The following is a 14,567-nucleotide window of genomic DNA, read 5'->3' on the forward strand; positions in this document are numbered from 1 at the left end:
TCGAAAGGGGAACAAACCGAATGAATCTCATGATCGTGGAAGATGAACCCCGGCTGCGCAACGCACTGGCTTACAATATCCCATGGGACAAGCATGGGATTGAAGTTGTAGGCATGGCGTCCAACGGCATCGAGGCCCTTGAGCTGGTTGGCCGAAAAAAACCCGATATTATGCTGATCGATGTGCAGATGCCTGAAATGGACGGGCTGACGCTCCTCGGCGAGCTGCGAAGCCGGCAGGACATCAGCCGATTGACGAAAATGATCATCCTGAGCGGACATGACAACTTCGAATTTGCGCAGCTGGCGCTGGAATACGGGGTGTCCAAATATTTATTGAAGCCCGCCGGCGAGGAAGACATTCTCGAAGCGGTGCTTGAAGCGAGGCAGCAGCTGCGGGAGGACTTGGAGCAGTGGCAGCGCAAGGCGGCTTTGGAGCAGAAATGGAAGGACAATCTGCCGCATTTGCAAAATCTCTTTTTTATCCAATGGGTCAGCGGCAAATATACGAAACAGGACGTCCTTACCAAGGGCAGGGAATTATATATTTCATTGAAGGAGAACGACCGTTTCGCCGTCGCCGTGGTGGATCTGGACCCCTTGCCGGAGAGCGAGACCCGCTTTCAGCGGGGGGATGTCGAGCTGCTGCAGTTTACGATGCAGTGCCTGGCCAAGGAGCTGCTGTCCCATCCATCGCTCTGGATCACGTCGGATTCAGGCAATATGCTCCTGATGGTCCTGATCCTGGAGGAAAGCCAGGATGCCAAGGAAGCCATGCTGCGGCTGAATGCGGACGTATCCAAGCTCCTCTCCCAAACGAGGGAGGTGCTGAAGATAACGGCCAGCGCCGGCATTTGTGCATCCATCGGGACGATCGAGGAGATGAGCCTCTTGTATGCGCAGGCTTGCCGGGCGCTTCAGGAGCGCGTCGTGTATGGACACGACCTCGCGATTCCTTACCGGGAGCAGCTTCAGCGGGATATTCAGGGCGTGATCGTGCAGCAGAACCTGGAGAAGACGCTGGAGATCGCGCTGGAAACGGCGGATGAAACGAAGGCGCTGGAGGCGCTGAAGGGATTATGGGAGGAAGCCTTCTCGAGGTCCGAATCCTCGGACGAATTCCAGGAGGCGGTGCTTTACATGAACAGCTTCTTTACCCGCATGATCCAGAAGCAGGGCTGGACGGTTAAAAGAGTCGTCGGCGACGATATCGAATATTTCCACAACGTCAAGCTGCTGAGCACCAAAATGCAAACCTGGTCGCTCCTGGAGCGAACGGTGAAGCATATCATCACGTTTATGGGCGAACAGCGGAAAACGACAAGCAATCAGGTGGTAAAGGACATTCTGAACCTGCTCGAGGAGGAGATGGACCAGGAAATTACGCTGCACACGGTAGCGGACCGGCTTTACGTGAATTCTTCCTACCTCAGCCGGCTGTTCAAGCAGGAAATGGGGGTCGTCTTCTCCGCATATGTGCTGGAACGCAAAATGGAGCGGGCCAAGTCGCTGCTGCAGGACGGTCTCAAGGTATACGACGCAGCCCGGCTGGTCGGGTACCGCGATGTCAGTTATTTCACCAAGGTGTTTCGGAAGTATTGGGGCGTGAACCCGGGGGAGTTCAAGGGATAAGGATATGGGAGAGGCCGTACGGCACTGCTGCACACATCTGAAAGCCCGCTGCGCGGCCGTATCGTTCCTCCAATCGCTGTTGTCGCCGAATTTCCTGGAATGATGAAGACAGCGGAAGAAATTCGGCTCCAAAGGCGCCCGCTTCGCTTTTCGGAATCGATTGGTCCACTCCGCTGGTTCATGTAAGGTCTATCGCAAGAACGTCTTCCCCCTTGAGTTTGGGTGAAGGGAGGGAAGTGGAAGCCCGCTGCGCGGCAGTATCGTTCCTCCAATCGCTGTTGTCGCCAAATTTCCTGGAATGATGATGACAGAGGAAGAAATTCGGCTCCAAAGGCGACCGCTCCGCTTTTCCGGAATCGATTCGTCCGCTCCGCTGGTTCACGTGAGGTCTATCGCAAGAACGTCTTCCCCCTTGAGTTTGGGTGAAGGGAGGGAAGTGGAAGCCCGCTGCGCGGCCGTATCGTTCCTCCAAACGCTGTTGTCGCCAAATTTCCTGGAATGAATGTTGCAGAGGAAGAAATTCGGCTCCAGTCAATGCTTTCGATGCGAGTTTTCCGTTGGAAAACTTTCGGGCGCCCGCTTCGCTTTTCGGAATCGATTCGTCCACTCCGCTGGTTCATGTGGGGCAACCCCCTCCATATCCTCTCCCAATTGGTCGGGGAAGGGAGAGATGTGGAAGCCCGCTGCGCGGTCGTATCGTTCCTCCAATCGCTGTTGTCGCCAAATTTCCTGGAATGATGATGACAGAGGAAGAAATTCGGCTCCAAAGGCGACCGCTCCGCTTTTCCGGAATCGATTCGTCCGCTCCGCTGGTTCACGTGAGGTCTATCGCAAGAACGTCTTCCCCCTTGAGTTTGGGTGAAGGGAGGGAAGTGGAAGCCCGCTGCGCGGTCGTATCGTTCCTCCAATCGCTGTTGTCGCCAAATTTCCTGAATGAATGTTGCAGAGGAAGAAATTCGGCTCCAGTCAATGCTTTCGATGCGAGTTTTCCGTTGGAAAACTTTCGGGCGAGCGCTAACGCTTTTCCGGAATCGATTCGCCCTCTCCGCTGGTCCGCGAGGGTCCTCCCATCCTCCCCCTATTAGGATGGGGGAGGGGGCAAAACGCAGCGCAGCAGAGCGTGCGCAGTTACATAAACCAAGCAAACGAGCCGTTCGGGGCATACATCCCGAACGGCTCGTTTGCGTTTACCCCCAGCCCCAACCATCGGCAGGGCGGAAGTAATCACCCGCGCAGAATGGTTGAGGCTAGGGAGGCCAAGCTCGGCGCAGAGCAGAGGAGGCCTCGCTTGGCGACGAAGCACGGCATTGCCGTATTTCGAATGCCAACGCCATGATTGAAACGGCTTCAACGGAGCAGGCGGAATTGTTCTGGAGAAGCGGCAGCGGTCCCCTTTATCACCGGATTTCAACATTATCTATCCATTCGGAAGAAATCCGGGGGTAACAGGGATCGGAAGAACAATCCGCATGCGGAGTGATGAACAATCCTCTTTTTTTGATGTGGGTTTAAAGGCTCGTAGGGGTTCAAATAGCAAATGCTTGAACTCCAGTTATGAATTTTCGTTGGCAACGGTTCGCCGATCGTCACAAGTTAACATCCCATGAAACACCCACCGCAGCCCCATGGCATAATTACTGACGTCCGTGCCCCAACACAACATCATATTACCATAAATAGTAATGATCCTCGCCTACTCAGTCCCTGCGCAGGGAATTACAATTTGTAGTAACCAAGGAGATTGAATCAATAGAAAGGGGGAGACGAGTCGATGAAACCCACGCTAGAACCATCGCCCGCACCGCATAGAGAGATGAAGCCAAAACGAGGGTATTGGGGCCGTTTAGGGTCCGATATATGGAAAGAGTGGGATCTTTATCTGCTGCTCGTGCCGGGCATTTTGTTCATTTTACTGTTCAAGTACACGCCGATGTACGGGATCACGATCGCATTTAAGGATTTCAACATCTTCACCGGATTTGCCGACAGCCCGTGGGTAGGATGGAAGCATTTCGAGAAGCTGTTCACGTCGCCGGATTTTGCTCAGGTATTCAAAAATACGGTCATCATCAGCTTCCTGAAAATCGTGATCTTGTTTCCGCTCCCTATCATTATCGCACTGATGCTCAATGAGCTGAGGCATATGGTATTTAAACGCACGGTGCAAACCGTCATCTATCTTCCGCATTTCCTGTCCTGGGTCATCGTTGGCGGATTGTTTATCGATTTGCTCTCGACGAATGGAGGAATCGTCAACAAATTGCTGGTGTCTCTGGGCATGGAGCAGATTGCGTTCTTCCTGGATAACAGCGTGTTCCGGAGCGTGCTGATCACGTCGGCGGGCTGGAAGGAAACGGGCTGGAGCACCATCGTATATTTGGCAGCGTTTACAATGATCGATCCGATGCTGTATGAAGCGGCGAAGATTGACGGCGCCGGACGCTGGAAGCAGTTGTGGCATATCACGCTGCCGGGGATTGCTCCAATCATTGTCCTGATGTTTATCCTGCGGCTGGGGAATGTGCTGGAAGCGGGGACCGAGCAGATTCTGGTCATGTACAACCCGGTGGTGTACCAGGTGTCGGATGTCATTGGCACCTATGTTTACAGGCAAGGCTTAGGGAACCAGGACTACAGCTTCTCGACCGCGGTCGGCTTGTTCGAAGCGGTGATATCGTTCACGTTGGTCATTCTCGGCAATGCCATGAGCAGAAAATACTTACAGCGCGGGATCTGGTAAAGAAAGGGTGGCACAAATGGATCACAAAAAAGCTTTGGAAGGAACAAACACCACCCGAGGTGTCATCAAAACGTCGTTCTCGGAAAAATGCTTCTCGGTATTTAATTATACGTTCTTCATCGTGATGGGTTTAACGACCCTGCTGCCTTTCATGAACCTGATCGCGAAATCCCTGAGCAGCGAGGGAGCCGTCATATCGGGTCAGGTTGGGCTTCTCCCGGTCGGGGTTCAATTCGAAACGTACAAGTACGTGCTGCAGGATTCCATGTTCTTGAATTCGCTCAAGGTGTCCATCTTACTGACGATCATCGGAACGGCTTGCAGCTTGTTTTTGACCACGCTGACGGCTTATCCGTTGTCCAAATACCGGCTGCGCGGACGGAAAGGCCTTCTGTTGATCTTCGTATTCACGATGCTCTTCAGCGGCGGACTGATTCCGACTTACCTGCTCATGCAGAATTTGAATCTGGTGAACTCCTTCCCGGTGTTATTCCTGCCGGCGATGGTGAACGTGTACAACATGCTGATCATCAAAAACTATTTCGAGGGTCTTCCGGATGAGCTGGAGGAATCCGCCAAGCTGGACGGCGCGGGGAACATCCGCATTTTGGTTTCGGTCATCGTGCCGCTCTCGCTCCCCGTCATGGCAACGATCGGATTGTTCTTTGCGGTTGCTTTCTGGAACGACTATTTTGCAGCGATGATCTACATTACCGATCCGGCGATCAAACCGATGCAGCTGTACCTGAAGGAACTGCTGGTTTCGTCCAGCGGGGATTTCCTGAAGGACAATGTCGACGCCGCGATCAACGCAACGCCGCAGTCCATACAAGCTTCGTCGATCCTGCTGGCAACGATCCCGATTTTGCTGGTGTATCCGTTCCTGCAAAAGTATTTTGTCAAAGGCGTGCTGGTGGGTTCGGTTAAAGGTTAGGGTCATCAGATTTTCTGAAGATATCAGAAAGTATAAACTTTGGAGGATCTGCAGCCTGGTATCGCAAGAAAAACCACCGCTAAACGCGGTCTGTCTTCTTTGAGAGTACGTCGATAGACGTTTTTCTTAACATTATAGAAGTTATAATTTCCGGGGTCCCCGCAAAGAACCTGAATGGACTTCGGAGCAAGGCCCCACTTTGTGGGGGGATCTTAAAGGTGGTGATGCGCTTCGTATTGCTCAGCTGGCAGAATTCATTGAATTTCTCAATCACAAGGAGGGTTATCCATGATCAAGATTAAAAAATCCGCGGTACTAGCCGGGATTCTCGGATTCACGCTGGCGCTGTCCGGCTGCGGCGGCGGGGGAGGCGGCACGACGAACACGCCGGCGGCTCAGCCATCGGACACACCGGCAAGCACCCCGAAAGACGACGGGAACAAAGATACAACGGCTGAAAAACCAGGGCTGCGCATGATCATGCAATATGGATTGTTTGATCCGAAGACCGAATACGTGGCCAAGTACATCCAAGAAAGAACCGGGTTCAACGTGGAATACGAGCTGCTGCCGGCCGAGAACGCGGACGAGAAGCTGAACCTGCTCGTGTCCAGCAAAGATAACTATGATCTGGTGAAATTGAATGCGGCCCAGTTCTACAATCTGGCCTCAGCGGGTGCGCTCGAGCCGATCGATGAGCTGTTGGAATCCCACGGCAACTATATTAAGCAGTCCATTAAACAGGAATCCTTCGGCAGTGCAACGATCGACGGCAAGATTTTCGGCATTCCTGAAACCGGAGCCGGCGTAAGCATCGGGGAGGAGCTTGTGGTCAGACAGGATTGGATGGATGAGTTAGGGCTGGCCACGCCTACGACCGCCGATGAGCTGTACAATGTGCTCAAAACGATCAAAGAGAAGAAAAAAGTCATTCCGCTCACCATGAGCAAGGACTCCCTGTATGGCGACATCGCAACGACATTCGGCATTTTGACCGATTGGAAAGAGGTTGACGGCAAGCTGGTGCATCGTGCCGAGCAGCCGGAAATGAAAGAATACATCACCTTTATGAACAAACTGTACAAAGAGGGTCTGCTGGACACCGAAACGCCGATCAATACCGCGCAAAAGTCCATCGAGAAATTCTCGGGCGGCAATGCGGCGATGTATAAGCTGGCATGGTGGAACGCAGGCACGACGATTGCCGCACTGGAGAAAAACTTCCCGGATGCCAAAACGTCCATCATTCCTTATCTGAAAGGCAAGGACGGCAAAGCCGTGGTCGGAGCGAAAGCGAACACCACTTGGTATGTAGCCATCCTGAAATCCTCGAAGAACAAGGAAGCCGCCATGGAGTTCCTGAACGCGAAGATGGAGCCGGAGACCTTCAAAGGCATCGCACTGGGTAAAGAAGGCGTCCACTATGAAGTGAAAGACGAAAAATACTATCCGATTCTGCCGATTTTCAATGATGAATTGAGTAATGCAAGCAGCTTCCTGACAGGGGTAGACGAAGAGAAATACCCGATCTACTGGCAGGCACGCGTACGTAAAGATCCGATTCTGCAAGCGCATTTCGAAGCCTTCCAGAAGAATGCCGAAGGCATCATCGTTGTGGATCCGATGTCAACGGCACCGCCGATTGAAGCCGTATCCAAAAACCTGCTGAAATTGACGACCATGCTCGATGACAATGTGCTGCAATTCATTTCCGGAGCGAAGCCGATTGATGCTTACGATCAATTCCTGGCTCAATGGAGAGCCGAAGGTGGAGCTGATATGGTGACCGCAGCCAATGAATGGTTTCAATCCACGAAGTAAATGACCTAAACGAAAAAGCAGTCTGCGCAAGCAGCTGCTTTTTCAAAATTAGTAAAGGGGGTGACTGTTGAATTTATATTCACGTGATCGTTCATTCTGAATAAAAGAAGGGTGGTATTCCTTGATGTATCGTTTATTTCGCAGGCGGATCGCGCTGCTCCTCAGTTTATCGCTGATCGTATCGCTCATCGTGCCGATTGGTTCTTCCGCGTTCGCGGATAACGAAATTGCCCCGGCTCAAAGCGCGGTTCCCGAACCGGTTACGCTGGTCTCCCAAGGCGGAAACAGTCTGGAATTCACGGATATCAACGTGGCAGGCGACGCGCTGGAGAGTAAGAATGACTACTTGGCGCTGTACACGAGCGGCGCTTCGGTTACGGGCTCCGTGTATACCAATGAGGTATGGGTGCCTACGCTTCATGTCGCGGTTTCGGTGGATGCCGGCGGTCAAGTCCTGGACATTCTCGGACCGGACGCCGATCCTCCGACTGCCTGGGATCCGGGCACGCTGCTGCCGATTCCGGCCGGCGGTTATGTCGTCGTGGCAGGCGGCACGCTTCCGTGGGAGCAATCCGCTTTTCAAAAGCCTCTCTTTAATCAAAACCAAACGGGAGATTCGGTGAAGCTGATGCGCGCGGGCGTCGAAGTGAAAGCATCCGATTTCCTGCCGGATCAGCCGGGGCCTGGGCCGGATCCGCTGCCGCCGGAGCTGCATCTGCTTACGCCAAACGATGCGACGGTGGATATCCCGGTCATTGAGATTGCGGGTTTTGTGGCGAACTATGCCGCGGACCTGGATTTAAGCGTAACCGTCAATGGCGATGAAACGGCGCTTACGGCGGATGGCGTGTTCCGCACGAATGTGTATTTGGAACCGGGCCCGAACGCGGCTGAGGTAAAGCTGTTTAAGGGAGACGGCGAATTGGCCTCCCAAACGCTGAACATCGTGTACGAACCGATCGAGAACCAGGATTATATTGAAGTCGAGGCGGCACCGAAGGATATTACGATCGACATCGAAGGTCCGCGCAAGAAGCTGGATTACGTCGATAAGGATGTCACGGGCGTGCCGAACATCGTGGTGGTATTTACGAGAGATTACGGCAGCTCCATCACGATTCCCCAGACCAATGTGGCCGTGCAGGTGGATGCCAACAACCGCGTATTGCGAGTGGTCAATCCTTCGATCAACGGCAAGCCTCCGGTGTGGACCGGACCGACCGATCTTGAAATACCCGAAGGCGGTTATGTGCTGATGGCACAGGACAACAGCTATGCAGGCAACAACATCAAGCGGTATTTGGCCGAGAACTTTAAGGTCGGCGACATGATCAAGCTGCGCAAGAACGGGGAAGTGGTTCAGGTACGCGACATCATGAGCGGCAACGGCCTCATTGCACGTCTCACGCTGGATAACCAGACGATGTATACCGTAACGGAAGGCAGCACCGCCATCACGGGGCGCATCGACAACATGGACGATGTTGCGGCGATCAAGCTCCTGGTGAACGGGAACGAAATTCCGTTTGAAGCGGATGGCACCTTCACTCACAATTATACGTTAACGAACGGCACCAACTATATCGAAGTCAAAGTGATGAAGAATGACATCGAGCAGGATGTGCGTCATTTGGCCGTGTTTGCCAGACCTGGTTTTTCTTCGGAAAAAGAAGTCATTCTCTGGGTGGACCAGGCATCCAATGCGAGAAAGTTCAAAACCAGCGAGGATGTTTTGGCATTTCTGCAAAAAGCCAAGGAAACGGGCGTGACGTCGGTCGCGTTTGACGTGAAGGGCGTTGAAGGCTATGTTTCGTACAAAAAGAACGATTTGACGGGCAGACCTTACGTCAGCGAGATCAAGGCACCCGAAAAGGCGGGGGCAAGTCCGGATCTGGACCTGCTGCAGGAGTTCATTGACCATGGTCATGCCCTGGGATTAGAGATTCATGCGGCGATCAACGTGTTTGCCGAAGGATCGATCGCCCATAACGAGTATGCGGTTCTGAACGACCATCTCGATTGGGAAGAACGCGTGTATTTCCCTGAAAACAACGGCGAGATCAAGCGTCTGCGCGAAAGCAAAAAGCAGGGCCTGGTAGCCTTCGTCAACCCGTCCAATGACGAGGTTCGGGATTATCAGCTCAGAACGTTTGAGGAAATCATCAAGAACTACGACGTGGACGGGGTTGTCCATGACCGAAGCCGGTATGACAACGAAGGGGCCGATTTCAGCGACGAAACCCGCGTGAAGTTCGAGCAGTTTTTGCAGGCCCGGGGCAAGCAGCTTGTCGATTGGCCAAACGATATCTTCTCCTATGACAACAATGTAAGGGTATACGGCCCGCTGATTCAGGACTGGTGGGAATTCCGCTCGGGCACGATTCAGAGCTTCTTCGGTGAAGTGAAGGCGCTGGTGGATTCCTATGAAGTCTCAGAAGGCAGAAAGATCGAGGTATCCTCTTATGTAGGATCCTGGTATGAAACGTATTATCTAAACGGCGTCAACTGGGGCAGCAAAAACTTCCGGTTCAATCCCGCACTCGGCATGCCGGACGAGTCGGTGTATACGGAGGAATATTACCAAACCGGATACATCGAGTATTTGGATTTTCTGATGATCGGGGCTTATCAAACGACCAGTCAGGAAATCCAGAAATACATTACGCTTGGCAATATCGTAACGAACGGGGAAATTCCGCTGTATGCAGGCATTGCCATGAACAACGTGCAGGCGCCGGCCGTCCAGCGCGAAGTATTCCAGGCGGGGCTGAAGTCTACGAACGGCCTGATGCTGTTTGACGCATCCCAGGTCAACTGGCCGATCGCGGCTGCCGCTCTCCAAGATAAGGAGTGGGTGAAGGACTACCAGCTCGGCATGAGCTTGCCGGGAAGCCCTGATTCGTTCCTTGAAGGCAATTTCTATAACATCAACCGGATCGAGGGCAACGTTAACGTGATGACTGAAGCCTTCGGATACTCCACGGGCACGAACCGCTTCGGGGTTGAAGTGGTTGTGGATAACACGGGTCACGTGACGCGCGTAGTCAACCGGAACCAAGCGATCAACTGGAGCTGGGGAGCCCCGGAAGAGAACAACAGCGTCATACCTGCGGGAGGTTTTGTTATTTCCGCTCTGGATCCGTCAGGCACAAGAACGCTCCGCCAGCTCGTGGCCAATGCTTACAATACGGGCAACCAGGTTCGTTCGGCCGTATTAAGTGGGCTGATGGACGACGAAGGCAAGGAAACGCGCGCTAGCCAGCTTGCGTTGACAGGGCTGGTCGAAGTTCTCGGACCCGGCCAAGCGGCCGTGAAGGTGAACGGTGCCGATGCGACCCTGTCGGCGAAAGGTGAATTTACAGCGAACGTGCCGCTGCAAACGGGCGCCAATTCGATCACCGTGGACGTATTCGTTGACAACTTCAAAACAAACAGTAAGACGTTTGAGGTCATCCGGACTTCTACGGGAGACGGCGGATCCGATCCGGGAACTCCGGGCGGAGGATCCGGTTCACCGGGTGGAGGAACGACACCGCCACCTCCAAAACCGACCGAACCCGAGCGCTTGAACATCAAAAAAGAGACGGCACCGGACGGCAGGACGGTCATCATAGCGGATGCAAACGAGAAGTCTTTGCTCGATGATGTGGCACGGCTTAGCAAGCTGCCGGCGGCTTCACGCTTGCTTACGTATTCGGTGACCGACGCTTCGGATTCCTTCGTTCTTCACTTGCCGGTTCAAGGACTAAGCGCTGCCGTGAAAGACCTGCCGGGGGGCTCCATCGTGTTGGAATCCTCCCAAGGCCGATTGGAAATACCGCTTCAGTCGCTGACGGAAGCTATGCAGCAGCGAGGGACGGCGGAAAGCTTGCAGATCCGCGTCGGGTTTGCTTCGAAAACAGAAGAGGACCGGATGAAGGCAGCACTGGAGGAGGGAGCCTCCATGCTGGATGCATCGCTTGCCATAACCTTGGCATGGAAGCAGGGTGACAAGTTATCGACAGTCCCGGCACTGAAAGGACCGTACGCTAAGTTTACGAAGGTTCTATCCCGTGTCGCCAGTCCATCCCAAACGACGGTGCTGCGGATGGATCCGGCATCCGGCAAGCTGGTCTTCGTACCGGCGCTCATTCGCACATCGAACGGTACCTCCCAAGCGGAGTTCAAATGGAGGGAGAGCGGGGTTTATTCCGTTGTCTCCCATGCGAAGACATTTGAGGATTTAAGCAGTCATTGGGCCCGCGAGGACGTATCGCTGCTGGCCTCGAAAAAATTGATTGAAGGACTGAGCGATACGCGTTTTGGTCCGAACGAGCCGATCACGAGAGCGCAGTTCACGGCCATGCTCGTCCGTGCGCTCGGGTTGAAGGATCAGGGAGCCGACACGGGCTTCCAGGACGTGAAGGCAAACGATTGGTTTGCGTCCGCTGTCGCTACGGCTGTGGAGAATGGGCTGATCGAAGGCTTCAGCAATGGCACATTCCGTCCGGACGAGGAGATTACCCGTGAGCAGATGAGTGTCTTACTGCTCCGGGCGCTGAAGCTTGCCGGCAAGGATCTGGAGACAGGAGACTCCGGCTCCATATTGGAAGGGTTCAAGGATCGTGACCGCATCGCATCCTGGTCCGAAGAGGCCGTGTCGGCCATCGTCCATTCAGGTCTGATGGAGGGACGTTCTTCTGACAAGTTCGTTCCAAAGGCACATTCTACCCGTGCTGAAGGAGCGGTCGTATTAACCAGAATGCTGCAAATGGCTGAATTTATTAACCGTTAAAGCCAAAGACCCGTTCGATTCTATCGAACGGGTCTTTGTTATGTACCAGGGCGTTGCATATAAGTAACGATCTATTAAATACGGATAGATTATTATCGATCCGTATAATAGTGATTATTTTTTATTCTTTATTCTTAAGTAAACCCATCTAACAATCAACAGTATCAGTAAGGAGGTTGTTACGTACCAAGGAGTTGCGTTACCGACGAATCTCCCGAGCAAGAAAACCCCGATAAATAGAAGGATGAAAATAACAACGGTCAGAAACTTAACCATTATGATCGTTAATTTATCCATAAGAGAAACTCTCCTAGAAGAACCAATTCAATCTAATTCCAACAGCCATAAATAATATGATCCAACCCCACAGAACCAATAAACGAAAAGGACGCGGGATAATTAAATATTCCGAATACAGTTTGAGTATCATCTTCATCCGATTACCCCCTGTTTGATCGTGAGAAAGGAATAGCCCTTCTAAATTAAAATATTAGTGCATCGCGGCGGCTATCGACCCAGCCATCAGTTGAATAGCTTCATCATCAGTCGCGGGATATATAACACGGTATCAGATATGAGGGTAACGATGTTTGCCCAGTTTTCTATACGGGATCTTCCAAACCTGAATTTTTTCATATTAAGCACCTCGCTTCAGAATGAGATCAGCTTCTTAAAGTAAATATTACGCAGGAATCTATTCAAAGTTCCAATAAATAGGAGGCGGATGTACCGAACCCTGCTTCGTGCATGCAGGAGGCTTGGCATGGCATGCCATGGAAATTAGACTCATGCACATTCTGATCATCATTGCCGAAATGCCCTGTCTAAGGGCATCCGTTTACATAAACTGTACCATACCATCACACAAGGAGGTTTATATCGATGAGCTACGATAAATGCTGCTACGGCGGCGGATACGGAACTTCGGTAGGCATTGTTCTGGTATTGTTTATTCTGTTGGTTATTGTATTAAGCACCTTTTGGATTTAAATCATGATGAGCATCTTTGTCAATCATAATGCCTTTCGGATTCGCTCCAGCATGCCGCCGGCAAACGCGACGAGTCCATCCGGTGCGGATTCCGCGGGTTTCCCGGCTCCGCCGGTATATTGATGCAGGGCATGCTCGATCATCGGATGATACTGCGAGGGAAGTGCGCGAAGCCCCCATTCGCCTCCTTCTTTTTTGGAGGACACCACGCCTTCCCTCAGATAGTACAGCACCCGGCAAAGGTTCAGCGTGTAATACACAGGAGAGGCGGTAATATCCTGTACCGCACTCTCTACATCCTCGAGGACAGCTTGAACGTAATAGGATCGGTCCACGGGCGGGAAGACCTCGCGAACGGGTTTGCCGTACAGTGCAATGCCCCGATGATAGATCACGGTATAATGGGCGGCCAGGTCCGCGTCTTGGAATCCGCCGCATAGGTAATCGTCATCGGCCAGATACCTCTCGCGATGGAAGGCGGAGTAGTGGAATTCGAATGGTGGCGGATAAACGAGCTCCCGGAGACTGGACTCCAGGACCAGGCTCAGTTCCAATCCCTGCTGATTGGCCATTCCATCGTGGAGGGCTATGAGTTTGTTGGCAAGCCGCCTCAATTGATCCCGGGACGGCTGCCTTGCTGCCACGACCAGCAGGTCCACGTCGCTTGCTTCCGGGTTGAAACAGCCCATAGCCAAGGAACCATGCAAGTAAACGCCGACCAAATGGCTGCCAAGCTCCTCCGTAAATAAGTCCACCGCTTGATCCAAAACCGATTGCGTGTCCAATCGAACCCCCACCTTCATTTAAACGTTCTTTTTATCCATTATGGTAAGGTGGTCTTTCCGTTGTCAATGATCATTCCTTCCCCCGTATAGGAGGAAAAGGCAGCAGGATGGCGGAAAGAAGCAGGGGAACGGAACGTACATATCGAAGTGAACACGGGACTATGTTTAGAGAAAGGGCGGAGTTATGGGCACTTTTAATGAGAATCAGCCTAGCGCTGTGGAGGTCTACGCGATCCGGAATTCGGATCATATCCGCGACGAAACGTTTCGGGCCTTATTCCAGACGCTGTCCCCTGATCGCCAGGAGTATGTGTCCAAGTTCAGAAGGGCGAGCGATTACCAGCGTTCGGTGCTTGGCGATGCCTTGGCCCATCGCATGCTTCGGGATAAGCTGGGACGGGAACTTACGAATATGGAAATCATCAGAAATCCTTACGGCAAACCATTCTTGAAGGATCATGATAACCTGCATTTTAACGTCTCCCATTCCGGGCATTGGGTCGTGTGCGCCGTCGGTTATGAGCCGGTCGGGATCGACGTCGAGAAAATGGAGAGCATCGATATGGATATCGCCAAACGTTATTTCCATAAAACCGAGTTTAACGCGCTGCTAAACTGCCCTCCATCCGAACGGCTTTTCCGCTTCTTTGATTTATGGACGTTAAAAGAAAGCTACATCAAGGCCGAGGGCAAAGGCCTGCATTTGCCGTTGGATTCTTTTGTAATGGAGCGGCAAGGCTGTGAATGGGAGTGGGCACCCGTGGTTGGCGAGAACGGTGGAACCTACTATTTTAAGCAATATGCGCTGGAAGAAGGGTACAAGCTGTCGGTGTGCAGCATGGATCGCCATTTCCCCGATCAGATTCAATACGTAACGGCGGATGAGTTATAA

Annotated in this window: 8 protein-coding genes; 7 read left to right on the plus strand and 1 reads right to left on the minus strand. The window is 52.6% G+C overall.

The annotated features are described in order from the left end of the window. The first annotated feature begins 20 nt into the window (after nt 1–20). The 6 genes from AC3RCL_RS08335 to AC3RCL_RS08360 all read left to right on the plus strand — a co-directional run bounded on the left by AC3RCL_RS08335 (nt 21) and on the right by AC3RCL_RS08360 (nt 12,890). On the plus strand, nt 21–1,631 hold the full coding sequence (locus AC3RCL_RS08335; RefSeq protein ID WP_213577345.1) for a response regulator transcription factor: 1,611 nt from the start codon (nt 21–23) through the stop codon (nt 1,629–1,631). Between the two features lie 1,771 nt (nt 1,632–3,402). Then, a complete protein-coding gene (locus AC3RCL_RS08340; RefSeq protein ID WP_050802821.1) occupies nt 3,403–4,371 on the plus strand; it encodes an ABC transporter permease in 969 nt (322 codons plus the stop codon). A 16-nt stretch (nt 4,372–4,387) separates the two neighbouring features. Next, nucleotides 4,388–5,305, plus strand: a complete 918-nt coding sequence (locus AC3RCL_RS08345; protein ID WP_492535163.1) for a carbohydrate ABC transporter permease — start codon at nt 4,388–4,390, stop codon at nt 5,303–5,305. A gap of 288 nt (nt 5,306–5,593) precedes the next feature. After that, a complete protein-coding gene (locus tag AC3RCL_RS08350; protein ID WP_096772987.1) occupies nt 5,594–7,126 on the plus strand; it encodes an extracellular solute-binding protein in 1,533 nt (510 codons plus the stop codon). Nucleotides 7,127–7,250: 124 nt separating this feature from the next. Continuing rightward, a complete protein-coding gene (locus AC3RCL_RS08355) occupies nt 7,251–11,900 on the plus strand; it encodes an S-layer homology domain-containing protein (protein ID WP_492535165.1) in 4,650 nt (1,549 codons plus the stop codon). A gap of 882 nt (nt 11,901–12,782) precedes the next feature. Then, nucleotides 12,783–12,890, plus strand: coding sequence for a hypothetical protein (locus AC3RCL_RS08360; RefSeq protein ID WP_015734120.1), 108 nt, complete (start codon nt 12,783–12,785; stop codon nt 12,888–12,890). 23 nt (nt 12,891–12,913) lie between these two features. Here AC3RCL_RS08360 and AC3RCL_RS08365 read toward each other — a convergent pair whose 3' ends face one another. Next, a complete protein-coding gene (locus tag AC3RCL_RS08365) occupies nt 12,914–13,675 on the minus strand; it encodes an aminoglycoside adenylyltransferase domain-containing protein (protein ID WP_492535166.1) in 762 nt (253 codons plus the stop codon). A 184-nt stretch (nt 13,676–13,859) separates the two neighbouring features. Here AC3RCL_RS08365 and AC3RCL_RS08370 point away from each other — a divergent pair, with 184 nt between their 5' ends. Beyond that, nucleotides 13,860–14,567, plus strand: coding sequence for a 4'-phosphopantetheinyl transferase family protein (locus tag AC3RCL_RS08370; protein WP_492535167.1), 708 nt, complete (start codon nt 13,860–13,862; stop codon nt 14,565–14,567).

The sequence above is a fragment of the Paenibacillus sp. MT86 genome (assembly GCF_058792535.1).

What these genes read in the sequence shown, in the direction of transcription:
- AC3RCL_RS08350 (WP_096772987.1), top strand. Translation starts at nt 5,594, where the DNA reads ATGATCAAGATTAAAAAATCCGCGGTACTAGCCGGGATTCTCGGATTC.
- AC3RCL_RS08345 (WP_492535163.1), top strand. Translation starts at nt 4,388, where the DNA reads ATGGATCACAAAAAAGCTTTGGAAGGAACAAACACCACCCGAGGTGTC.
- AC3RCL_RS08340 (WP_050802821.1), top strand. Translation starts at nt 3,403, where the DNA reads ATGAAACCCACGCTAGAACCATCGCCCGCACCGCATAGAGAGATGAAG.
- AC3RCL_RS08370 (WP_492535167.1), top strand. Translation starts at nt 13,860, where the DNA reads ATGGGCACTTTTAATGAGAATCAGCCTAGCGCTGTGGAGGTCTACGCG.
- AC3RCL_RS08360 (WP_015734120.1), top strand. Translation starts at nt 12,783, where the DNA reads ATGAGCTACGATAAATGCTGCTACGGCGGCGGATACGGAACTTCGGTA.
- AC3RCL_RS08335 (WP_213577345.1), top strand. Translation starts at nt 21, where the DNA reads ATGAATCTCATGATCGTGGAAGATGAACCCCGGCTGCGCAACGCACTG.
- AC3RCL_RS08355 (WP_492535165.1), top strand. Translation starts at nt 7,251, where the DNA reads ATGTATCGTTTATTTCGCAGGCGGATCGCGCTGCTCCTCAGTTTATCG.